The sequence below is a fragment of the Alkalimarinus coralli genome (assembly GCF_023650515.1).
In the GTDB taxonomy this organism is placed as follows: Bacteria; Pseudomonadota; Gammaproteobacteria; order Pseudomonadales; family Oleiphilaceae; genus Alkalimarinus; species Alkalimarinus coralli.
In genome coordinates, this window is sequence record NZ_CP096016.1 from 4,641,139 (window position 1) to 4,664,462 (window position 23,324).

Annotated in this window: 20 protein-coding genes; 11 read left to right on the plus strand and 9 right to left on the minus strand. The window is 47.4% G+C overall.

Translation table 11 applies throughout. The features are described 5' to 3' along the window. Positions 1-76 precede the first annotated feature (76 nt). From cpdA to gcvPB, 6 genes are all read left to right on the plus strand, one after another. The gene (gene cpdA, locus MY523_RS20985; RefSeq protein ID WP_250656616.1) at positions 77-928 is read left to right on the plus strand and encodes a 3',5'-cyclic-AMP phosphodiesterase; all 852 of its coding nucleotides are present in this window, start codon (positions 77-79) and stop codon (positions 926-928) included. A gap of 21 nt (positions 929-949) precedes the next feature. Next, entirely contained in the window at positions 950-1,558 is a 609-nt protein-coding gene (locus tag MY523_RS20990) for a YqiA/YcfP family alpha/beta fold hydrolase (protein ID WP_250656617.1), read from the plus strand. A 213-nt stretch (positions 1,559-1,771) separates the two neighbouring features. Further along, positions 1,772-2,857, plus strand: a complete 1,086-nt coding sequence (gcvT, locus tag MY523_RS20995; RefSeq protein ID WP_250656618.1) for a glycine cleavage system aminomethyltransferase GcvT — start codon at positions 1,772-1,774, stop codon at positions 2,855-2,857. A 210-nt stretch (positions 2,858-3,067) separates the two neighbouring features. Then, positions 3,068-3,463 (plus strand): glycine cleavage system protein GcvH, encoded by a 396-nt coding sequence (gcvH, locus tag MY523_RS21000; protein WP_250656619.1) that lies wholly within the window; start codon positions 3,068-3,070, stop codon positions 3,461-3,463. A 145-nt stretch (positions 3,464-3,608) separates the two neighbouring features. Further along, positions 3,609-4,988 carry an aminomethyl-transferring glycine dehydrogenase subunit GcvPA gene (gene gcvPA, locus MY523_RS21005; protein ID WP_250656620.1) on the plus strand — a complete coding sequence of 460 codons (1,380 nt, stop codon included), beginning with the start codon at positions 3,609-3,611 and terminating at the stop codon, positions 4,986-4,988. Continuing rightward, positions 4,982-6,442 (plus strand): aminomethyl-transferring glycine dehydrogenase subunit GcvPB, encoded by a 1,461-nt coding sequence (gene gcvPB, locus MY523_RS21010; protein WP_250656621.1) that lies wholly within the window; start codon positions 4,982-4,984, stop codon positions 6,440-6,442. Before gcvPA ends, gcvPB begins: the two co-directional genes overlap by 7 nt. Before the next feature lie 93 nt (positions 6,443-6,535). On the opposite strand, the gene MY523_RS21015 is transcribed toward gcvPB, so the two are convergent. Beyond that, complete coding sequence (locus tag MY523_RS21015; RefSeq protein ID WP_250656622.1) at positions 6,536-7,405, minus strand: HDOD domain-containing protein; 870 nt, start codon at positions 7,403-7,405, stop codon at positions 6,536-6,538. A 311-nt stretch (positions 7,406-7,716) separates the two neighbouring features. Between MY523_RS21015 and MY523_RS21020 the strand changes: the two genes are divergently transcribed. Continuing rightward, the gene (locus MY523_RS21020) at positions 7,717-8,913 is read left to right on the plus strand and encodes a class I SAM-dependent rRNA methyltransferase (protein ID WP_250656623.1); all 1,197 of its coding nucleotides are present in this window, start codon (positions 7,717-7,719) and stop codon (positions 8,911-8,913) included. A gap of 45 nt (positions 8,914-8,958) precedes the next feature. Here the strand turns inward: MY523_RS21020 and MY523_RS21025 are convergent, their stop codons facing one another. Beyond that, positions 8,959-10,062: an imelysin family protein gene (locus MY523_RS21025; protein ID WP_250656624.1), complete on the minus strand. Its 1,104-nt coding sequence runs from the start codon at positions 10,060-10,062 to the stop codon at positions 8,959-8,961. 7 nt (positions 10,063-10,069) lie between these two features. Next, positions 10,070-10,723 (minus strand): histidinol-phosphatase, encoded by a 654-nt coding sequence (locus tag MY523_RS21030; RefSeq protein WP_250656625.1) that lies wholly within the window; start codon positions 10,721-10,723, stop codon positions 10,070-10,072. 237 nt (positions 10,724-10,960) lie between these two features. Here MY523_RS21030 and MY523_RS21035 point away from each other — a divergent pair, with 237 nt between their 5' ends. From MY523_RS21035 to MY523_RS21045, 3 genes are all read left to right on the plus strand, one after another. After that, positions 10,961-11,446, plus strand: a complete 486-nt coding sequence (locus tag MY523_RS21035; protein WP_250656626.1) for an RNA pyrophosphohydrolase — start codon at positions 10,961-10,963, stop codon at positions 11,444-11,446. 39 nt (positions 11,447-11,485) lie between these two features. Continuing rightward, positions 11,486-13,777, plus strand: a complete 2,292-nt coding sequence (gene ptsP / locus MY523_RS21040; RefSeq protein ID WP_250656627.1) for a phosphoenolpyruvate--protein phosphotransferase — start codon at positions 11,486-11,488, stop codon at positions 13,775-13,777. A 305-nt stretch (positions 13,778-14,082) separates the two neighbouring features. Continuing rightward, complete coding sequence (locus tag MY523_RS21045) at positions 14,083-15,342, plus strand: patatin-like phospholipase family protein (protein ID WP_250656628.1); 1,260 nt, start codon at positions 14,083-14,085, stop codon at positions 15,340-15,342. 87 nt (positions 15,343-15,429) lie between these two features. Here the strand turns inward: MY523_RS21045 and MY523_RS21050 are convergent, their stop codons facing one another. From MY523_RS21050 to MY523_RS21075, 6 genes are all read right to left on the minus strand, one after another. Beyond that, entirely contained in the window at positions 15,430-15,786 is a 357-nt protein-coding gene (locus MY523_RS21050) for a gamma-butyrobetaine hydroxylase family protein (protein WP_250656629.1), read from the minus strand. A 74-nt stretch (positions 15,787-15,860) separates the two neighbouring features. Next, entirely contained in the window at positions 15,861-17,189 is a 1,329-nt protein-coding gene (hslU, locus tag MY523_RS21055; RefSeq protein ID WP_250656630.1) for an ATP-dependent protease ATPase subunit HslU, read from the minus strand. Positions 17,190-17,313: 124 nt separating this feature from the next. After that, complete coding sequence (hslV, locus tag MY523_RS21060) at positions 17,314-17,850, minus strand: ATP-dependent protease subunit HslV (protein WP_250656631.1); 537 nt, start codon at positions 17,848-17,850, stop codon at positions 17,314-17,316. A 242-nt stretch (positions 17,851-18,092) separates the two neighbouring features. Beyond that, entirely contained in the window at positions 18,093-18,719 is a 627-nt protein-coding gene (locus MY523_RS21065; RefSeq protein ID WP_250656632.1) for an SPOR domain-containing protein, read from the minus strand. A 34-nt stretch (positions 18,720-18,753) separates the two neighbouring features. Beyond that, entirely contained in the window at positions 18,754-20,523 is a 1,770-nt protein-coding gene (gene argS, locus MY523_RS21070; RefSeq protein WP_250656633.1) for an arginine--tRNA ligase, read from the minus strand. Positions 20,524-20,636: 113 nt separating this feature from the next. After that, the gene (locus MY523_RS21075) at positions 20,637-22,859 is read right to left on the minus strand and encodes a primosomal protein N' (RefSeq protein WP_250656634.1); all 2,223 of its coding nucleotides are present in this window, start codon (positions 22,857-22,859) and stop codon (positions 20,637-20,639) included. 238 nt (positions 22,860-23,097) lie between these two features. Here MY523_RS21075 and rpmE point away from each other — a divergent pair, with 238 nt between their 5' ends. Continuing rightward, positions 23,098-23,313 carry a 50S ribosomal protein L31 gene (gene rpmE, locus MY523_RS21080; RefSeq protein WP_250656635.1) on the plus strand — a complete coding sequence of 72 codons (216 nt, stop codon included), beginning with the start codon at positions 23,098-23,100 and terminating at the stop codon, positions 23,311-23,313. The last annotated feature ends 11 nt before the right edge of the window (positions 23,314-23,324 follow it).

Genomic DNA, 23,324 nt, shown 5'->3' on the forward strand with positions numbered 1-23,324 from the left:
CTCTAAACCAATAGGTCATATAAATAAAAATAATAGCGTGCCAGCTAGGCGTTACCAGGGGAGGCTAAACTAAGGTATGGGTATTGCCGGCGAAGAACCTATAGACAAGCACCATGTCAAAGAGTGCCCTCCGTCTGAAGATAATGACTTGCTTGTTATTCAGGTCACAGACCCCCATTTGCGTAAAGAGGCAGAGGGTAAGCTTCTGGGCATGAATACACGATCCAGCCTTGACGCTGTGCTCAGTCTTATTCATCAAAATCACCTGGCCCCCGACGTAGTACTCGCGACAGGAGATCTTGCCCAAGATGGCTCGATTGAGGCCTATCGCTGTTTCGAAGAAAAGACCAACAGCTTTGACTGCCCTGTGTATTGGTTCTCAGGTAATCATGACAACCGAGAAGCCATGAGCGAGGTAGCAGGGGCCACTGACGTACTCAAAAAAGTTGTTCGAATGGGGACGTGGCAGTTTATCTTCCTGGACTCTTTATTGGACGGAAAAGTGCATGGGCACTTGGCTGACACAGAGCTTTCCTTACTTGATGAAGCGCTTAGTGAACGACCCGATTTGCATAGTTTGATTAGTTTTCACCACCACCCAATCGATATAGATTGTGAATGGTTAGATGCTATCGGGCTTAAAAATAGAGACCAGTTGCTGGAAATAGTGGATAAATACTCAAACGTTCGATGCCTGGTTTGGGGGCATATTCACCAAGAGGTCGATGCGTTAAGAAAAGGCGTGAGGCTGCTGGCTACACCATCGACCTGCGTTCAATTCCTGCCTAAATCGAAAGAGTTTGCGGTAGATACCCAGGCGCCCGGGTATCGCTGGTTACGGCTGAGCCCGGATGGCACCATCAATACGGGTGTTGAGAGAGCTGATCATATTGAATTCCAGGTAGACTACAGTAGCAAAGGGTACTAAGTCGTTTTGGCAGGAATGAAGATGAGTCAGTCGGGCTCCCAGCGCACAACGCTTGTTTATCTGCATGGTTTTAATAGCTCACCCGAGTCATATAAAGCTCAAGTTCTTCGTGCATATCTTGAGACATCGGACTACCAGTGCAACTACCTGATACCTCGCTTGTCTTACTCTCCCGCTCAAGTCGCATGTTCGCTGTCTGAATTAATCGAGCAGCAGCTAATGCTGGGGCCGGTAGCGCTTATCGGTAGTTCGCTAGGTGGGTATTACGCGATCTATTTTGCCGAAAAGTACGGCCTTAAAGCTGCGTTGATAAATCCGGCAGTAAAACCGTACACGCTATTAACTGACTATTTAGGTGAAAACAAAAACTTATACAGTCATGAACGTTATACGCTAACAGAGGGGCATATGAATGAGCTGTTGGCGATGGATGTTGAAACATTGTCGCATCCTGAGCGTCTTTTTTTACTTACTCAAACGGCCGATCAAACCCTTAACTATCGTGAAGCTGTTTTAAAGCTAAAGGGGTCTCCCTCGTGGATTGAGTCGGGCGGCACTCACGAGTTTTCTGCGTTCACTCGTGTCATCCCTGCAATCATGTCGTTTCTTGATATAAAAAAACGGCAGTAAGTGTTTTCATGTAAACCTGTGTTTCGCATATCGTTAGAACCAAAATGTTCAATGAGTTTAGAGCCTGGGGGCTATTTAGCTATTCATTGAGCATGCTAACAGATGTATCATATGCGCCGAAATGAGCTGTCAATTGGGGCGTATGATTCGCCTTTATGTATGATAAAATATTGTTTTTTCATCAACCGTCGATAATTAGCAGAAGGCTTAGTTATGGGAAATAAAACCGCACTTTATGAAACGCATGTAGCCTGTGGCGGCAAGATAGTGGATTTTGGTGGTTGGGATATGCCCATACACTATGGCTCTCAGCTCGAAGAACATCATGTCGTCCGCAAAGCAAGCGGCATGTTTGATGTATCACATATGACAATTGTTGATCTTGCCGGCGATGATGCAAAACGTTATTTACGTTACCTGTTGGCCAATGATGTCGATAAATTAAAAGAAGTGGGTAAGGCTCTTTATAGCGCCATGCTAAATGAGCAAGGCGGCGTAATAGACGACCTGATTGTCTATAACATGCCGGAAGGTTACCGGTTGGTTGTTAATTGCGGGACGCGTGAAAAAGATCTGGCCTGGATGCAAAAGCAGGCTGATGGTTTTGACGTCTTGTTAACAGAGCGTCCTGAATTATCAATGGTCGCCGTTCAGGGGCCTGAAGCCATTGAAAAGGCTAAACAAGTATTAGGTGGGGACAAAGCAGAGGTAATCTCAAGTCTTAAAGTGTTTCAGGGCCTTGAGTCAGATGGTTGGATGTTATGTCGCACGGGCTACACCGGTGAAGATGGCCTGGAAATTATTGTCCCTGAGAGTGAGGTTGTTTCGTTTTGGCAGAACCTGCAATCTGCCGGGGTCAAACCTTGTGGTTTAGGGGCACGAGACACGTTGCGCCTTGAGGCAGGTATGAACCTGTATGGCTCAGATATGGATGAGACCGTTAGCCCACTACAGGCTAATATGGCGTGGACTATTGCCTGGCAGCCAGATGACCGTAACTTTATTGGGCGTGCAGCGCTTGAAACCGAAAAAGCTGAAGGTGTTAAAAGCAAGTTGGTCGGGCTGGTGCTGGAAGAAAGAGGCGTATTACGCAGCCATCAAAAGGTGGTTGTCGAAGGTATTGGAGAAGGTGAAATTACCAGTGGAACGTTTTCACCAACACTTGGCTACTCTATTGCAATGGCTCGGGTGCCCGCTGACACTAGTGATCAGTGTGCGGTAGAAATGCGCAAAAAACTGCAAACAGTAAAAGTGGTATCTCCTCCATTTGTTCGCAATGGTGCGCGGGTTTATAAATAGTTTGCTATAAAACAGGCATAGGCTAAATTGTGTTAAGAGCCAGCATGTGTTTATTTAGTGTGCAATGCTGAGTGAGGTATGATACGCAGCATTACATCGCATAAACCTGAGTTGACATAGGCTGACTCAGGTTTTTGAATTTTACAGCCCGACAGGTACGTTTTGTGGGGTGAACGAACAAGTTCTTAGTTAATATCGGGAAGCGAAAAGATGAGTAATATTCCAGGCGAGTTAAAATATCTATCCAGTCACGAATGGGTGCGCGTAGAAGCTGATGGTACTGCAACTATTGGTATTACTGACCACGCCCAAGACCTTTTGGGTGATGTTGTATTTGTTGAACTACCTGAGGTTGGTGCTGAAATCAGCGCAGGTGAAGAGGCGGGTGTTGTAGAGTCAGTAAAAGCCGCTTCAGATATTTTTAGCCCAGTGAGCGGCGAAGTGCTGGCGGTCAACGAAGCCCTTGAAGAATCTCCCGATTTGGTTAACAGTGAGCCCTATGAAGATGGTTGGTTTTTTAAAGTGAAACTGACTGATGAGAGCGACTTGGCATCTTTGTTAGATGCTGAAGCCTATGCCGCTGCTTGTGACGCTGAAGACCACTAAGTACCACTAAGTACACGGTGCGTTAGTAACATTATCAGCCAGTTTATCGTGGGTCGGACAATGTTCGACCCATGGTAAACTGCCAAACCAATACTGACCATTTTTCGTATAGAAAAAGTGTTAAACCTGCCTTAGAGAGACCTACATGCCCTTTATCCCGCATACTGAAGATGATATTCGAAAGATGTTGGAGACTATTGGTGCGCAATCAATAGACCAACTTTTTGACGAAATCCCCTCACACCTTAGAGCAGGTGCTCTGGACGCCATACCTCCCGCGAGGAGCGAGATGGAAATCATGCGCTTGATGTCTGATCGAGCAGAGCAAGATAGCGGTGCTTCGTGCTTTATTGGCGCAGGCGCTTATGAGCACCATATTCCTGCCGCCGTTTGGGATATTGCGACGCGTGGTGAGTTTATGACGGCATACACGCCATACCAGGCGGAGGCCAGTCAGGGCACGTTGCAGTTGATCTATGAGTATCAATCGATGATGACTGCGTTAACCGGGCTCGATGTGTCTAATGCGTCTCTCTACGATGGGGCGTCAGGGTTGGCAGAAGCCGTGCTGATGGCAATACGAGCCAATAGGAAGTCGAAAAGCAAGCGCGTTTTGGTTGCAGGAACCGTGCATCCGCTCTATCGAAAAGTAGTTGATAGTATTGTTCACAATCAAAAGATAGAGCTGATAGAGGTGGCGTTTGATAGCTCGACGCTAACAACGGATATGTCCGCGCTAGCACCGTTTGAAGGTGAAGATTTCGCGGCACTGGTTATTGCACAGCCAAACTTTTTTGGTTCGCTGGAAGATGTTCACCAGCTGACTGACTGGGCTCATCAGCAGAAAATGTTAGTCATTGGTGTCGTTAACCCAACCGCCGCAACATTAATTTCACCACCGGGAGAGTGGGGTGAAAATGGAGCGGATATAGCTGTCGGAGAAGGTCAACCTATGGGGATTCCCCTCGCATCAGGTGGCCCTTATTTTGGCTTTATCTGCTGTAAGCAGGCGCTTGTTAGGCAAATGCCGGGGCGAATTATTGGTCGAACAGTAGACCTTGATGGCAAAGAAGGGTTTGCATTAACGCTACAGGCACGAGAGCAGCATATTCGACGCTCAAAAGCCACATCGAATATTTGTACTAACCAGGGGCTGGCTGTTACGGCAGCAACGGTTTATATGAGCCTGCTTGGGCAGGAAGGTATTGAGCGCGTGGCCAGAGCTTGTCATGCCAATACCAGCCGTCTGACAGGGCTTTTGTCGGCGGTATCCGGTGTTGAGGTTGTTTCTGTCGGGCCTCGTTTCCATGAGTTTGTACTGCGTTTACCAACATCATCTCGTTTGGTACTAGAGCATATGGAATCACAGGGGGTGTTAGGTGGATATGATTTATCGTCCGATTACCCTGAACTGAACAACTGTATTCTCGTGTGTGCCACAGAGACCAAAACAGAACAAGATCTCAATGGATATGTAAGTGCTTTGGAAGTATCGCTTAAAGAGCTGGAGGCAGTGCAATGTTAATTTTTGAACGTGGCGTAAAAGGGCGTAGTGCCACCGCTCAGGCTCCGCTAACGAAAGCTGAAGTCACTGATATTCCAGATAGTTTAATGCGGAAAAACAAAGCCGCGTTACCGGAAGTTTCAGAGCTCCAGGTTGTAAGGCATTACACTAATCTATCGCGCAAAAACTTCTCTATAGACACCCAGTTTTATCCATTGGGGTCATGTACGATGAAGTACAACCCTCGCGGCGCCCATAAAGTGGCCAGCCTGCCAGGGTTCCTGAATAGACACCCATTAGCGCCAGAGTCTTACAGCCAAGGTTATCTGGCCAGCGTTTACGAGCTACAGGAAATATTGAAAGAAGTCACTGGTATGGCGGGTGTTTCATTAAGCCCTATGGCTGGTGCCCAAGGTGAGTTTGCCGGGGTAGCCATGATTCGAGCATACCATGAAAAGCGTGGTGATCATGAGCGTTGTGAAATTATTGTACCTATCGCTGCGCACGGTACAAACCCTGCTACCGCTGTTATGTGCGGCTACAAGGTCAAAGAAATTCCTGTACTTAATGATGGCGATGTTGATGTTGACGCACTGAAGGAGGCGGTTGGGCCTCAGACGGCAGGCATCATGATGACCAATCCTTCTACGTGCGGTGTGTTTGAAAGGCAAATTGAAGTCATTGCGAAGGTGGTGCATGACGCGGGGGGCTTACTCTATTATGACGGAGCAAACCTGAATGCCATTTTAGGTAAGGTGCGACCAGGGGATATGGGGTTTGATGTGTTGCATATGAACCTTCATAAAACGTTTGCAACACCTCATGGCGGTGGTGGTCCGGGATCTGGCCCAGTTGCAGTAGGTGAAAGGTTATTGCCTTATTTGCCGACACCTATTGCCGGAATTGAAGATGCGGGCGGCGAGCCTGACTATTGCTGGTTAGACCAGGATGCCCTCCCTGATAGTATTGGTCGCTTGTCTGCATTTATGGGGAACGCAGGCATCATTTTGCGGGCTTATATTTATGCACTATTTGTCGGGCGTGATGGTATGCATCGGGTCAGTGAGTTCTCGACGCTAAATGCGAATTATATGGCGAAGAAACTGGCTGACGCCGGGTTTGATTTGGCCTATAAAGACCGTAGGGCGACTCATGAGTTTATCATTACACTGAGCAAGCAGGCTAAAGAGCTGGGTGTTACCGCAATGGACTTCGCAAAGAGATTGCTAGACTACGGGTATCATGCGCCGACCACTTATTTTCCGCTTCTGGTTCCTGAGTGCTTGCTAATTGAGCCAACAGAAACGGAGTCGATTGATGAAATAGATGGCTTCGTTGATGCCATGATTCAGATTCTGAAAGAGGCTGAAAACTCGGCTGATTTAGTTAAGGGGGCACCTTATACTCAACCAGTGAAGCGTTTGGATGATGTAAAGGCAGCTAGAGAGTTGGATGTGACCTATCGACCAGAGTGATGCTCGATCTGAAATAGAGCTGATTAAGGGGTAATGGCTATTACCCCTTTTTATTCAAGTACTTAAGTATTTAAGTATTTAAGTATTTAAGTATTAAAGCCCAACCGAGATGCCCATATCTTTGAAATTGGCTTTCATATCCTCAATGTCATAGGTTGATAGTCCAACATACTCCAAAATATCCTTGTTGATACGCTCCCACTCATGGTCAACGGTTTGACCGCCAAGTATGTTGTAATTGCAACAGATATGCTCTGCAATTTTAAGGATTGCGAGGAGCGTTTTTTTCTCTTGTGATTTGCCGTCTTTATTGCCGAAAATTGAGTCTGCGCTGTGATGCTCTGCGATAACATCGCAAATTGTTAGTGGCAGATTCCATGATTTTGCTGTGTAGTACCCCACTACCGCATGATTTGTATTAAATACTCTGTTTTCAACATCAATGATTCGTTTTTCTGGTTCGGCGTAGCCTTCTTCCATTACACTTAGATAGTTGTCGAAGCGCTGCATCATTAGAGGGATGCCAGAGTTATGGAACAGGCCCATCGCATAGGCTTCGTCTGGACTGCTAAAACCAATCTGCTTGGCAACGGTCGCACAGACCATTGCGATGTCGTTGGCTGTATCCCAAAAACGGGTCATGGCCTGTATTTTCTCATCACTCATCTCGCCTTTGATCGATAAGCCGTTCAGTATGTTGATAACACTGTTAAGGCCGAGAAGCGAAACGGCTTGCTCAATAGAGGTGATCTTATTGGCGAGACCAAAAAAGGGTGAGTTAACGAATTTAAGCATGGTGCCCGAAAGCCCTACGTCCTGACTGATTAGCCGGGCGATTTGTTTCATATCCGGGTCAGGCATTACTTGCTCAATTTGCAGGTCAACCAGTATTTGCGGTTGTGGGGGAATTTTGATCCCCTGCAAGATATGCTTTATCTGGTCACTGGTTAACTCTGTCCCCATTGGTTCTCCTGATGATGCCTGGCATCGTTTTGTAGAGGCTGATTTTCTTTGGTTGCTGGTGTGATGCTTCCAAATAGGTTGATCCCTTTAAGTGTAAATCAAAACTTCCATTCAGGGCGTCAAAATTAGCCAAATATGTAAAAAGGCATTGCCGATGTCACCGAGACACAGCTTAGCTAGTCTAGATTATTGCCAAATTGATGCTAGTTAGTTTTGTTACATACTATTTCACAGGGTTAAAGGGGCTTTTAATTTTCGCCGTTGCTCTCGTTCGCTGTTATAATCGCGCCTCGAATGATCAGGAGGTTTTTATGTCTAACAAGGTGCTCCAACTAAAAAAAGGTGCAGACCGACGATTAAAGCAGGGGCATCTGTGGGTTTATAGCAATGAGGTTGATGCCAGCAACGGGGGGCTAAAGCAGTTTCAGCCTGGAGAGCAGGCAGGTGTCGTGAGTCATTCAGGAAAACCTCTCGGCACTGCATTGGTTAACCCTAATGCGTTGATTTGTGGGCGTCTTATCAGCCGATCTGCCAGCCAGTTGATGGATAAGTCGTTGATTGTCCACCGTCTGAAAATAGCGCTTTCACTGCGCCAGCAGGCGTTCGAAAAACCTTTCTATCGTTTGGTGTTTGGGGACAGTGACGGTCTGCCAGGTTTGGTTGTCGATCGATTTGGAGATACCTGTGTCGCGCAGATTTCGTCATACGGCATGGAGCTATTAAAAAGTGAGTTGATTGAAGCCATTGAGAAGGTTATTAAACCAACTACGCTGATCTTTCGTAATGACGGGAAAATGCGAGAAGTGGAAGGGTTGGAGTCCTACACTGAGACGGTATTTGGTGAAGAAACTGAATCTGTACAGCTAGAAGAAAACGGTGTGCTTTTTAGTGCCCCGGTGCTAAAGGGGCAGAAAACAGGCTGGTTTTATGACCATCGTATGAGCCGTGCTCGATTGGCTCCGTATGTTAAAGGTAAGCGAGTGCTGGATGTTTTTAGCTATGTCGGTGGTTGGGGTGTTCAGGCGGCTGCTTTTGGTGCTGAATCGGTAACCTGTGTCGATGCCTCTGAATATGCCCTTGATTATGTGGATGAGAATGCAAAACTGAATGGGGTCTCGGAAAAAGTCAGTTGCATTCAGGGGGATGCGTTCGCGGCATGCAGAGAGCTAAGAGATATGCGCGAGAAGTTTGATGTAGTGATTATTGATCCGCCCGCCTTCATACCCAGAAGACGAGATATCAAAGCGGGTGAGCAGGCGTATCAGCGGATTAATCAGCTGGCCATGCGCCTGCTGGAAAAGGATGGGGTACTAGTTTCGGCGTCTTGCTCGATGCACTTACAGCGAGAACGGCTCACTGAAATCATTAGAGCAACAGGGCGTCAAACGGATCGTTTTGTTCAGATTATAGAGCAAGGGCACCAGGGCGCTGATCACCCCATTATTCCTGCTATACCTGAAACAGAATACTTGAAAGCCTGCTTCGCGCGGGTGTTGCCCTCTTTTTGATTGTGAGTGGGTTGCGTTGCTTGTCTTGCTCGCAACCCTTATCTCTTAAGGTCTTTTGCTCGCTTCTTTAAAGGTAAGCGTAGCAGCCAGTGTGGTTAACTTCATAGCATGCTCATCCTGTTTGCTGGCGTTCTTCCAAGGTGTACTTTTAATCAACGTGTCGAGTGTTTCTATCTGTCGCTGGGTATCCAGTTGATTGTTATTTGCGAATGCTGAGTGGAGTTCTATCTCTTTATCCTCTTCTTTTGCCTGCCTTATTTTAGCGATTTCCACCTGGATGTTAGCAATTGACTGTTCGACTGCTGCGCTAATTGCTGAGTGTTGTTCGCTGTTCAGCTGCTTTCTGAGCGATGTTGCATAGTACCCGCCATCGATATTCCATTCGTTACACAGTTGCTTTAAATCTTCCACCAACAAATTTGTCGTCAGTGCCAGTAATTTACTACGCCGTAATTTAAACGTATCAGGGTTGTCAGTCATGCCACTTTTGAGTTCAGTCGATAGTGCCAGGAAATCCGTAAATGGCCTGTTGGTTTCTCCCCACAGCAAAAACTCAATGGCATGAAAACCCAAGGCGACATAGGCTGTGTCGGCGAACTGATGTTCTTTGTTTAATGTCTGTCGGTCAATCGGCAGTGAAGAGAAAACATATCCAGTTTTGGGGTAACCTTCGATTTGGTCAAGGTAGCCTGGCAGTAACGGTGTCTGATCTATTCGGATGAAAATGCTGTGCTGCACGGGGTCTGTTGTCGATTTGTCTAATATCGGGTGCTGAATGTTTATATTGCGAAAGAGTTGTGTCGCCAAATAATGCTGGTGGGCTGAAGCCCATGCCTGTTTCGCTTCGGTGAGCCCTTTTTGACTGGGAGTAGACAAGAAACGCTCTATAGACCGCTGGAGCTGCTCCGCTGTTGAGCAGGTTGAGCTAAATCCCTTTTGCGCTTGTTCCAGAAAAAACTGAGTGAGCGGTGACGGGGCTTCGGTCTGAGTAGTCGTGGGAGCCACGTCAGGGTAGCTGCCTGACTCAGTTTGTGTGCTTCCCAGTGGCTGCCGAGATTGTTCCTGTTCAGTATTTCCGCATGAGCATAATGCCAATAAAACCGCAGCAATAACGGCCGGTCTCATGAGCAAGTTATATCTGGGCAGCATGGCTGTATTACCTTAAAGAGATGACTTTCCAGTTGTTTTCCTTAGCGTGCTGTTCAAGCTTTTCGTCTGGATCAACGGCAACAGGCGTATCCACTATTTCGAGTAGTGGTATATCGTTATGGGAGTCACTGTAAAAGTAGGAGCCATTCAACGTGTATTGCTGTTCTTTTAACCAGTTCTCAAGGCGGATTACTTTGCCTTCCTTAAAGCTTGGAATGCCTGAAATAGCCCCCGTGTATCGCTGGTCTACGATTTCCGGGTCTGTGGCGATAAGGTGATCGACTCCCAGATGCTGTGCGATGGGCTCGGTGACAAACCGGTTGGTGGCGGTAATAATCAGTATGAAATGTCCTTGCTCGCGGTGAGAGCGAACCAATTCGTCAGCTTTATCCAGCATTAATGGCATGATTCTCTCGTTTACAAACTCTTCCCTCCAGCGCAGGAGGTCATCCATTGGGTGAATAGCTAATGGCGCGAGGGAGAACTCAAGATAACGGGTCATGTCCAGTTTTCCATCAAGATAGTCCTGGTAGAACTGGTCGTTGGCCTTTCGATACTCTTCTGCATCAACGATGCCTTTATCAGAGAGAAACTGCCCCCAGGCGTGGTCACTATCGCCGGCGATTAATGTATTGTCGAGATCAAAAATTGCGAGCGTCACCCGTCAGTCTCCTTAAAGATAATAGTCTAGGCTGTAATGCGTGCGGTAAAGCGTATGGCGGCCATGTTCACGTGCGTTATCACAATAAAACGAATGATATGGCCTAAAATGAAACCGGCCCATTATACTTGAGTCCGCGGGATTTGGTTATAGAGAATTCGCCAGAAATACCTTAGGTTTGCTGAAAGGCTAATTTTCTGGAAGAATGGGGGAAATAATAGTTAAAGGTATGCAAGTGTGATTGACTCCGACGGTTTTAGACCGAATGTCGGAATAATTCTTGCCAACCAACAAAATGAGGTTTTATGGGCTAGACGAATTGGTCAGGATTCATGGCAGTTCCCTCAAGGCGGGATTAAGCAGAATGAAACACCTGAAGAGGCACTATATAGAGAGCTTGCTGAAGAAGTAGGGCTTTCAGCTTCAGATGTTGAGATCGTGTCCTGTACCAGAGGGTGGCTGAGATATCGCCTACCGAAAAAGATGATTCGTTATAACTCACAACCCCTCTGCGTTGGCCAGAAGCAGAAGTGGTATTTACTACGGATGCAAAGTCCCGATTCGACGGTTTGTATGACAAATAGTGACTCCCCTGAGTTTGATGGCTGGGAGTGGGTTAGTTATTGGTATCCGCTTGGACAGGTAGTGGCGTTTAAGCGCGAAGTATATCGTAGAGCGATGAAGGAGCTAGCGCCTCGATTGCTAAAAAAATATGTAATTTAATTATAATAAACAGGACAAATAGATGGCCGGAATCTTCTTATGCTGAGTGTTTTGCGAAGCATTGTTCAAGAAGTTAATGCTGCAAAGGATCTTCAGCATGCTTTAGACATTATCGTCTCTCGTGTACAAGCGGCGATGGATACCGATGTCTGTTCTGTTTATTTGTTTGACCCCGCCTCAAACCGCTACCGGCTGATGGCAACCGAAGGCCTCAACCAGGATGCCGTCGGCAAGGTAAGCCTGGGTCACTCAGAGGGGCTTGTCGGACTCGTTGGTGTTCGGGAAGAGCCTATCAACCTTCAAGATGCACCTTCTCACCCCCGTTACCGTTATTTCCCTGAAACTGGAGAAGAGCGTTACCACTCTTTTCTTGGCGTCCCTATTATCCATCGACGTAAGGTTTTGGGTGTCATTGTTGTTCAGCAACAGAGTATCAAGCGTTGCTTTGACGAGGGGGAAGAGGCATTTCTGGTAACGGTTTCAGCTCAGTTGGCAGCTATTATCGCTCATAGTGAAGCGACTGATGTGATGGGCGGGCTGAGCCTGTCTGGAGAAGCTGCCAGGGATATTAATTTTAAAGGCGTTGCAGGTGCACCGGGTGTTGCGATCGGGCATAGCGTTGTTATTTTCCCTCCAGCGGATCTTGATGCGGTTCCTGACAAGGTCAGTGAGAACAAAGAGTTAGAAGCGCAGCGTTTTAAAGATGCGATTGCTTCAGTGCGACAGGACATACAGGCTGTCGGAAATAAACTGGCGGATCAACTTCGGCCAGAAGAGCAGGCGCTGTTTGATGTGTACCTGGGCATTCTTGACGATAATGCGTTGGCAGGAGAGGTGTTAGGGAGGATAAAGGCAGGAAACTGGGCTCAGGGAGCGCTTCGGGATGTCATTAAAGAGTACGTTGGCCACTTTGAAATGATGGGGGACGCGTACTTAAGAGAGCGGGCTGTTGATATTAAGGATCTTGGTCGGCGAGTGCTCGCCTACCTGGAGCAGTCCGATCAAAAGGAAAGAGAGTACCCCGATAATACTATTCTGGTCAGTGATGAGCTCACACCTGCAATGTTAGGTGAGGTGCCTAGAAACAAGCTGATAGGTTTGGTCTCGGTTCGCGGCTCAGGAAATTCTCATGTGGCAATTTTAGCCCGAGCCATGGGGATTCCGACAGTTATGGGGCTGGTTGATATACCTGTATCTCAGTTAGATAGTCGCGAGCTGGTTGTTGATGGCTACAATGGGCAGATTCATGCCTCGCCCTCTGCAGAATTGAGGGCCTTCTACAACAGTATTGTGGAAGAGGAGAAGGAGCTTGTTAAAGGGCTTGAAACACTTAAGAATCAACCCTGCACGACACAGGATGGCCACCGGGTTTCAGTCTGGGTGAATACCGGTTTAATGACGGATGTGGTTCGTTCGTTAAGTAATGGGGCCGAGGGTGTGGGGTTATATCGAACAGAAGTCCCTTTTATGATTAACGAGCGCTTCCCGAGTGAGCAAGAGCAACGGGACTGTTATCGGGAGCAGCTAGAAGCGTTTTCACCCAATATTGTCACCATGAGAACGCTGGACATTGGTGGCGATAAAGCACTGACGTACTTTCCTATAAACGAAGAAAATCCATTTCTAGGGTGGCGCGGAATCAGGGTGACATTGGATCACCCTGAAATTTTCCTTGTTCAAGTTCGTGCCATGTTAAAGGCGAGCGAGGGGCTGGATAACCTCAGGATAATGCTGCCGATGGTTTGTAATGTGTCTGAGGTCGAGGAAGCGCTTCACCTGATTTATCGTGTCTATCACGAAGTCCGGGAAGAGGGGATTAATGTCTCCATGCCTCAGGTCGGGGTGATGATTGAAGTTCCTGGTGCGGTGTACCAGATTAAAGAACTTGCCGAGCGTGTCGATTTCTTATCCGTAGGCTCCAATGATTTAACTCAATATCTGCTGGCGGTTGATAGAAACAACCCCAGAGTTGCAGGGTTGTATCACTCATTTCACCCAGCGGTCTTGCAGGCATTGACGAAAATTGCTGTTGATGCGAAATGCGCAGGCACTCAATTAAGTATTTGTGGTGAGTTGGCTGGAGACCCTGCAGGTGCTGTTTTGCTTATGGCAATGGGTTATGAGGCGTTATCGATGAACGCGTCAAACCTCCCCAGAGTTAAGTCTGTCATTCGCAATATAGATCTGGAGTGGGCCAGAGAGCTGTTGAGCAAAGTACTCTATCTTGACTCGCCTCACGTGGTTAAAAGTACTCTGGATCTTGCTTTAAATGAGAAAGGGTTTGGAAAATTTGTGCGTTCTGGTCGAGTTGTGAATGGAAGCCCGGTATAGTTAAATCGTACCAGTATAGTGAAAACGTATCGGTATAGTGAAAACGTATCGGTATAGTGAAAACGTAGTAGTTAGGATTAAAGTAGTTAGGATTAAAGTAGTTACCGCTTGATTAGTATGAATATTCTAATTTGGCTTGTTACTGTGTGGCCCAATGCGGGTCGTAACAACTGAGTCTTAGTGTCTTAATAATTTTAGGCGTAAGACCATGGTCACGGAATGACTCTCGATATGGGGCTGGGCACCGGTGTTTGTTAACGGTTGGGTGCCCAAGCATGTAGTTGTGGGAGGAAACGGGAGCTTTGATGGCGGCAAATAAGTCAGCTAAATCGACAAAACCAAAAATCGGACTTGCACTCGGTGGTGGAGGCCCTTTAGGTGGTATTTATGAGATTGGAGCATTACGAGCTCTTGATGAAGCACTTGAAGGCTTAGATTTTAATGATCTCTATGTGTATGTAGGTGTAAGCTCGGGTGCGTTTGTCGCCGCAAATTTAGCGAACCAGATGACGTCCGCTCAGATGTGCCGCATTTTTGTTAAGAATGAAGCTGAAGTTCACCCTTTTCACCCTGAGTTTTTTTACCGACCCGCTGTTCGAGAGTATTTGAAGCGCGCAGTTTCTGTGCCGGGGCTTGTTGTTGAGGCCTGCGCACGATTTGTTAATAACCCGCACGACCAGAACTTTCTTGAAGCAATGACGGTATTGGCGCAAGCGCTTCCAGCCGGAATTTTCGACAATGAAGGTTTGCACGAGTACTTACAACGCTCCTATAGTATGCTCGGCCGCACCAACGACTTTAGACAACTAAGTCGCCGTTTGTATTTGGTCGCGTCTGACCTGGAAAGCAGTAACTCTGTCAGATTTGGTGCGCCAGGTTTTGATCATGTACCTATTTCCAGAGCGGTGCAGGCCAGTGTGGCATCTCCTGGCTTGTATTGCCCGGTTGAAATTGATGGCCGGTACTATATGGACGGCACGCTACGTAAAGGGATGCACGCCTCAGTGGCACTTGAAGATGGGGCTGACCTGGTGTTTGCGATCAACCCTGTTGTACCCATTGACGTTAGTGAGGCGGTAACGGCGGGCACCATGAAGCCCGGCACGCTTACCAATTCAGGTATGCCAAATATTCTTTCCCAAACATACAGAACGATGGTTTATTCTCGTATGCGGTCGGGGATGGCGATGTATGAGCGGGAATACCCGGATGCAGAAATAGTGATGTTTGAGCCGACGCGGGATGACGGTAAGTTATTCTTCTCGAATGTGTTCAGCTTTCAGGCTCGGCGGATGGTGTGTGAGCACGCTTACCAGATGACACGTAAAGATCTGCTTAAGCGGTCGAGTGAGTTAGAAGCGCAGCTAGCGCCTTACGGCATCCGTTTAAGGCGTGACATTCTGGAAGATGATCAGCGCACGATTAGCACCAGTTTGTATGGGGAGATGTTACCTCTATACGTTGCTAAGGACAGGGAAGAAGAAACTGGCTTCATCGGCCGTAAGCTGAGTAGTGGGCTAGAGAGTGTGGCTGACCTATTGCAGAGCGCTAAGCATATTCTATAAAAGATAATATCGCTTGTTATTGGGCGATATTATTTCAATCTAGGAACCCATTTTTTAACAGTTTCTAACTTCCCCGTCTAGCCTTGATTATCGACTTGCTCCCGCTTTATCAAGCTGCTGTAGGTAGTCACTCCAGTAGTTGTCTTCTTGGCAACAAAGATCATACAGATAATCCCATGTGTATAGCCCTGAATCATGGCCATCGCTATAGGTTATTTTGAGCGCGTAATTTCCTGCTGGCTCAATATTCGTGATGTAGACATCTTTTTTGCCAGTCTGAAGCACTGCGCTGTTTGGTCCGTGACCTCTTACCTCGGCAGAAGGTGATAAAACACGCAAGAACTCATAGCTCAGGGAATAAACTTCAGTTTCTGAGTAACTTAGCTCAAGGCATCTGGATTGGGTCTGGAGTTTTATCTTGGTGGGGCGTGGTGCTGTCGCCATCGGGCGCTCCTTTCAGGTTACTCAAACTAGCAGGGGCCAAAAACGTTCAGCCCTCTGCCAGCGATTGTTGACCGTTACAAAATATAGCGGCTTAGGTCTTCATCCTCCGAGAGCTCGTTCAACTGCTCATTAACGTAATCAGCAGTAATCTCCAGGCTCTCGTTCACCGAGTCTCCCGCTCCGAATGATACATTTTCAAGCAGTCTTTCCAGCACTGTGTGCAGTCTTCTTGCACCAATATTCTCGGTTGTTTCGTTAACCTTCCAGGCGATTTCCGCGATACGAGTGAGAGCGTCATCGCTAAACTTGAGAGCGAGCCCTTCCGTTGCCATCAGTGCTTCGTATTGTTCGGTTAGCGAGGCGTCGGGTTCGATAAGGATTCGTTTAAAGTCTTCAGGGGATAACGCTTTAAGTTCAACCCTTATCGGCAGCCGGCCTTGAAGCTCAGGAATTAGATCCGAAGGTTTTGAAAGGTGGAAGGCGCCAGATGCGATGAACAGAATATGATCTGTTTTTATCATGCCGAACTTAGTGCTAATGGTGCAACCTTCTATAAGTGGCAAAAGGTCTCGTTGAACCCCTTCGCGAGAAACATCTGAGCTTGAGTTATCGGCCCGTTTTGCAACCTTGTCAATTTCATCGATAAAGACGATACCATTTTGCTCGACAATTTGCAGGGCATCTTGTTTTATCTGCTCTTCATTGATAAAACGTGCGGCCTCTTCTTCTTTAAGTTTCTTAAATGCGTCAGCCACCTTCATTTTCTTGGTTTTCTTTTTGTCTCCAGAGATATTTGAAAACATGCTTTGTAGCTGATTGGTCATCTCTTCCATACCTGGAGGCGCCATGATCTCTACGCCTACAGGTGTTGCTTTGACCTCGATTTCAATCTCTTTGTCATCCAGCTCGCCTTCGCGAAGTTTTTTGCGAAATATCTGTCGCGCAGATGACTCGGGCGCCTCTGTTTCTGTCTCGCTAAACGTGCGGGCAGGTGGGAGTAGTGCATCCAGAATTCGCTCTTCGGCAGAATCCATCGCCTGGTGCGATACACGCTCCATCTCTTTCTCCCGGAGCATTTTCATAGCCATATCGACCAGGTCGCGAATGATCGATTCAACGTCTCGGCCTACATATCCGACCTCGGTAAACTTTGTCGCCTCTACTTTTATAAAAGGTGCATCAGCCAGCTTGGCGAGCCTTCGAGCTATTTCAGTTTTACCCACGCCTGTCGGGCCAATCATGAGAATGTTCTTGGGTGTTATTTCGTTGCGCATGCTTTCATCGAGTTGCATCCGTCGCCAGCGGTTGCGAAGTGCAATCGCGACTGCTCGCTTGGCCTCATTCTGGCCAATGATGTGTTTGTCTAACTCGTTGACTATTTCTCTAGGGGTCATTCCAGCCATGATTCTATACCCGTCATTGATTCTGCACTGAGCCTAAACGTGACCTGTTTAGCAATAAGGTTTTTGGCTCACAGTGATCGTTAATTATATACATTCTTTAAGTTGTGCTTGCTTGTCAGAGCGGCTATTCACTATCCTTGTTGCCAAGCTCTTCGATGGTGCGGTTATGGTTGGTGTATATGCATATGTCTGCCGCAATATCCAAGCCTTTATCTACGATTTCCCGCGCACTGAGGTCTGTATTTTCAAGTAGCGCTCTAGCAGACGCCTGGGCATAGGGGCCACCGGAGCCGATAGCGATCAGACTGTTTTCAGGTTCGATAACATCTCCGTTGCCAGTGATAATTAACGAGGTTTCTTTATCGGCTACCGCAAGGAGTGCTTCAAGCTTTCGGAGTGCTCGATCCGTTCGCCAGTCTTTCGCCAGCTCAACAGCGGCTCTTACAAGGTGGCCTTGGTGCTTCTCAAGCTGAGCTTCGAATCGTTCAAATAGCGTAAATGCGTCTGCTGTGCCCCCGGCAAAGCCCGCTATAACCTTGCCATGGTACAGGCGTCTGACCTTTTTGGCATTGCCCTTCATTATTGTGTTGCCAAGAGAAACCTGTCCGTCGCCACCTAAAGAAACTTCTCCGTCACGACGTACTGATAAGATGGTGGTCATCCCATAACTCCATAGTTGAGTGGTACTTTCAATTTGAATGTAGGCACTTTGTTGTCAGGCAGTGCTTTTTAAAAATGATGAAGTGATATATGGAGACGGTGAAGATAAATTCAAGGGAGGCTATCAAATCGGCTGACTTTTGTGTCTGCCGATTTGCATGTAGCTATCCATGAGTTTAAGTGAGGGGGGCTCGCACGCAAAAAGGCTTCACGCACGTAAAATTGGACTATACGTGTCGTTGCCTACCGTTTATTCTTTTTAACAAGAGGTTGAATATTGATAGCGACCAATTTGTCCATTGTGCTGTTCATTTTGCTTCGTGATATATAAGGCCCGACCTGTACTCTGTACCAGGTGCTATTATTGCTAGTGACAACTTTCTCAATTTTTGCATTCAGCCCCTGAAAACCTATCATGGCTCGTTGTCTTTCTGCATCGGCCTGATTCCTGAAAGAGCCAGTCTGTAAAATGTACTCGTACTTGATCTCTTTACCTTTTTCTTTGTACCGGTATGCGTCTACCTTGGGGGGGATGACTTCTGTTTCGGGTAGAAGATCGTAGAACTTAAAGCGTTCCTTTGTTTTTTCCGTGTTAGCTGGCTTGTCCGGGGTAGGCACCGGTTTTTTTACCGCGGGGGCCGGTGTTGTTGATTTAGCTGGTGGCACCTTATTTAAGAAAACAAGTCCTGTGACAAACGCAGCGGCAATCGCAATGCAGGCCAGAATAACCAGTGGTCTGGATTTTGACTGAGGTGCTGCTGCGCTTTTTTTCTGTGGCCCAGGTGTCGCTTTTGAGCCCTTCTGAGAGCGCCCTTTAGGGCGCTTCCCTGGCTCTTTGGTTGTGCTTGGTTTGGCGTAATCCCGCGTCATGACAGGTTTTTCCTTTTCCTAACGTTTCGCGTTTTTACATCTCTTCTGGTGCGCTAACACCTAGAAGGCTAAGACCATTTGCAATGACTTGTCGCACAGCCATGCCTAAAGTGATGCGTGCATCACGCAGATTGTTGTCCTCTACCAGCACTTTGTGTGCGTTGTAATAGGTGTGAAAATCTGCCGCAAGCTCTTTCAAATAGTGGGTCAGCACGTGAGGCTCTAAGTTTATCGCCGCATTTGCGAGCATTTCAGGGTATTTAGTCAGCTTGGTTGCCAAGTCGCGCTCGTGCTCAAGTGACAGTAGCTCAAGGTTTGCCAAGCCATTTTCTCTGTCCCAACTGCTGTTCTGCTCAGCAAGCTTTCTCAGTACGCTGCAGATTCGGGCGTGGGCATATTGAATATAGTAAACAGGGTTGTCCTTGCTTTCTGACTTTGCAAGCTCGAGGTCAAAGTCCATGTGTTGTTCAGCTTTACGTGTGACATAAAAAAAGCGAGCAGCATCGTTACTGACTTCTTCGCGCAGCTCTCTAAGCGTTACAAAGGAGCCGCTACGTGTCGACATTTGAACCCTTTCGCTACCACGATAGAGAATGGCAAACTGCACCAGTTTAACGGTCAGGGTATCAGGGTTGAGGTTCAGCGCCTGAAGGGCTGCTTTTACTCGTGCTATGTAGCCATGGTGGTCTGCACCCCATATGTTGATGACCTGAGAAAAACCGCGCTCAAACTTGTTTTTGTGGTATGCGATGTCTGACGCAAAGTAGGTGGTTTCACCATTGTCACGCTTTACCACTCGGTCTTTATCATCGCCAAATTCAGTTGAGCGGAACCAGAGCGCCCCCTCTTTTTCGTATAGATGTCCAGATTCGTCTAACTGGCTGATGACGCCTTCGATACTGTCCTCAAGAGACCTTTCAGAAAACCAGTTCTGGTAACGAACGCCGAAACCACCCAGGTCATCTTTGATGTCGTTAACAATATTATCGAGGCCTGCGTCGAAAACGATGCGGTAGTTCTCTTCGCCCAGCAGTGATTTGCAACGGGATATTAGTGCATCAATATGGGCTTCTTTGTCGCCACCTTGGGGTTCGTCGGCAGGAATGTTCTCGAATACGTTGCTAGCGGTCTGTTTGAACTTGTCGCCGTGTTCTTTACCCAGCTCACGAGCAATATCAAAGATATAATCGCCCTTGTAGCCATTGCTGGGGAATACCAGTGATTCGCCTTGCAGTTCAAGGTATCGTAACCAGACACTGGTCGCCAGAATATTCATTTGGCGGCCTGCATCATTGACGTAGTATTCTCGTTGTACGTCAAAGCCTACAGCCTCAAGGAGGTCGGCAACCGTTGCTCCGTATGCCGCTCCTCGACCATGGCCTACATGGAGAGGGCCGGTTGGGTTAGCCGAGACAAACTCAACCTGAACTTTCTGGTTTTTACCAGTATTGCTACGGCCATAGGACTCCCCGTTAGAGAGTATTTCGGAGACGACCGCGAAGCTGCTGGCACTGCTGACAAAAAAGTTTATAAAGCCAGGGCCTGCTATTTCAGCTTTTTCCACCCCTTGATTGTCTGCGATGGCTTGTTCGAGAATAATTGCACAAAGACGTTCGGCGATCTGGCGAGGAGGTTTTCCCGCAGGCTTTGCCAGCGTTAATGCGACGTTACTGGCAAAGTCTCCGTGGCTTTTGTCCCGGGTGTTGTCGATCATGATTTTGGGTGAAACGTCCGCTGGAAGTTCACCTGATGCCTTTAGCGTGTCAACTGCGGATTGAATTAATCCTGCGATATATTCTTTCATCTCTACTTGATTCTGCCATTTAGAATGGAAAATAGGGGGAACCGAGTATTATGGATGAAGATGGCATTTGAAACAAATATCCTTTTGCCCGTTATTACTTTGGCCTGGTTGCTTTAATTTATTTCAATGGGGTCAACGTCAATCATCCATCGGCTCTTGCCCCATCGGCATTGATTGAGCCAATAGCAAATTTGTTGGGTTATACGTTGCAATGCAGCCCTGTTTTCAGAACTAAGCAGTAGATGAGCCCTATGAACGCCGGCTTTTCTGCTCATCGATGCGGGGATTGGGCCAAGCAGCTCTACTGTGCAATTAGGATCCAGGTTCATCTCAGCCACCATGGTTTTGGTTTTATCAAGCAGGTCGATGGCTTTGCTGATGTCCGGGTCTTCAGCCTTTAGCAGTGTCATGTAGCTAAACGGCGGGAGTAAGGCTGATTTTCGCTCCTCTATAAGCTCATCTGCTATTTGCTGGTAATTGCCGCGGGCTATTTGTTGTAAAATAGGGTGATCCCCATGACAGGTTTGGATGATAACCTGGCCCTTGTTGCTACTTCGACCTGACCTGCCGGAGACCTGAATCAGTAGTTGTGCCGTTTTCTCCAGCGCTCTAAAGTCTGCGCTGAATAGCCCTCCATCGGCATCAATCACTGCAACCAGCGTAACGTTAGCAAAATTGTGTCCTTTCGCTAGCATTTGCGTGCCAACCAAAATGCAGGGCTGCCCTCTATTGATTTCATCAACCAGACTTTTCATGGCGCCTTTTTTTCGTGTGCTATCCCTGTCGATCCTGATGATGGGTGTGTCAGGAAAGAGTGCTTCAAGTGTTTCTTCTGCTTTTTCGGTGCCGGTGCCAAGGGTTTTAATATTGGTGCTCTGACAGTCCGGGCACTGTTTTGGTATGGGGGCCTGGTAGTCACAATGGTGACAGCGAAGGTGTGCCGGATATTTGTGTAGCGTCATTCTGGCATCGCAGTGACGACAATCGGCTAGCCAGCCACAGTCTTCGCAGGTTATTGCCGGGGCAAATCCTCTACGGTTGAGGTAAACAATGACCTGATGCCGGTTGTTTAAATGCTGTTTGATGCTCTCTACCAGTGGGCGGGAAAGCCCTCCTTCAAGAGGGCGGCTTTTGATATCCAGTAACTCTATATCCGGGAATACTGCGCCACCCGCCCGGGATAACAGGGAGAGTTTTTTGTATTTGCCACATAGCACATTATTAATGGTTTCAAGCGATGGCGTGGCTGACCCTAGAATGACCGGGCAGCTCTCTTGATACCCTCTAATGACGGCCAAGTCTCTTGCTGAGTAACGAAAGCCCTCCTGCTGCTTGAACGAGTTGTCGTGCTCTTCATCAACAATAATGCAGCCTAGCTTCTTCATGGGAGTAAAAATTGCGGAGCGGGTGCCAATAATTATTTTGGCCGCTCCCTGTCGGGCAAGCTCCCAGTTTGTCACTCTCTCATTTTGATTAAGACCTGAATGAATGGTGCCGATAGGGCACTTAAAATGATGTTGAAACCTGGCTAGGGTTTGCGGGGTCAGGCTTATTTCTGGTACGAGTATCAGTGCTTGTCGGCCGGATGCGATGACTTGATCGACCAGATTCATATAAACTTCTGTTTTTCCGCTGCCAGTGACCCCTTGCAGTAGGAAACTTTGAAAATGACCGATGCTGCTGGCTAGCTGACTGACGGCGTTTGATTGGTCGGGTGAGAGCTGAAAAGGCTGACTCGTTGCTGGGTACTCGACAGATGCAGCGGTCAGGGCGTCCAGCTCTTCGCAATCAATTAGCTTCTTGTTCTGGAGTGAGGTCAACTGGGCTGAAGAGTAGCCCAGCAGTTTTATTGTGTCGTCAAGTAATCCATTGGGGGCGGCTGAGATGGCCTGAAAGAGTTCAAGCTGTTTTTTTGCGTTTGGTTTGATGGCTTGCTCAGCTCTATCTTGCCCCTCTTTGGTGCTTGTCCAGCGGTAGGTGCTGTTGACCGTGATCGCTTTTCCTTGTTTGAGTAATGGGGGAATGATTGCGGACAGCACCTCGCCAATCGGGTGGCAGTAGTATTGGGCGGCCCATTGCGCCAAAAACAGGATGGAAGGGGGCAGTATTGGTTGCTCATCAAGCAGTCTGGTCGCAGGTTTTAACTTTTCTACGGGGTAATCGCTGCTATTTTTGATCTCCACGATAATGCCAATCAATACCCTTCTGCCAAATGAGACAGCGACTCGTTGCCCCGGATTGACGGTATCTGCCTTTCGTGCCGGAGGCGTTAAGTAGTCAAATGTTTGGTAAAGTGGAACAGGCAACGCTACGCTGATAATACTATTTGAACTCACGATATTGCTTTGGTTTGACACGAGGTAGTTTACCCTGAATAGTTTGTGCTCTGTTATGTGGCGCACGTTTAACAATAGATCTTGCTAATTGTTCTTTTTTTGGTAAGATGCGCGGTCTGATTTTGGCTTTATGCCACCCCGCAAGGTGATTAATCATCTTATGATGCAATGAAATGCGGTGCCCAGCAACAGATTTGATCGTTGATTGGGTAGCGGCATGAGAAAACCGAGGTTCACAATGAAAGAAGGTATCCACCCAAAATACGAAGAAGTAACTGCAACATGCAGCTGCGGAAACGTTATCAAAACACGTTCTACAATGTGTAAAGATATTCATATCGATGTATGTTCATCTTGCCACCCTTTCTATACTGGTAAGCAGAAAGGTGTTGAAGCAGGCGGACGTGTTGATAAGTTCAAGAAGCGTTTTGGTAGCCGTATTAGCAAAGGCTAATGCGATAAGTT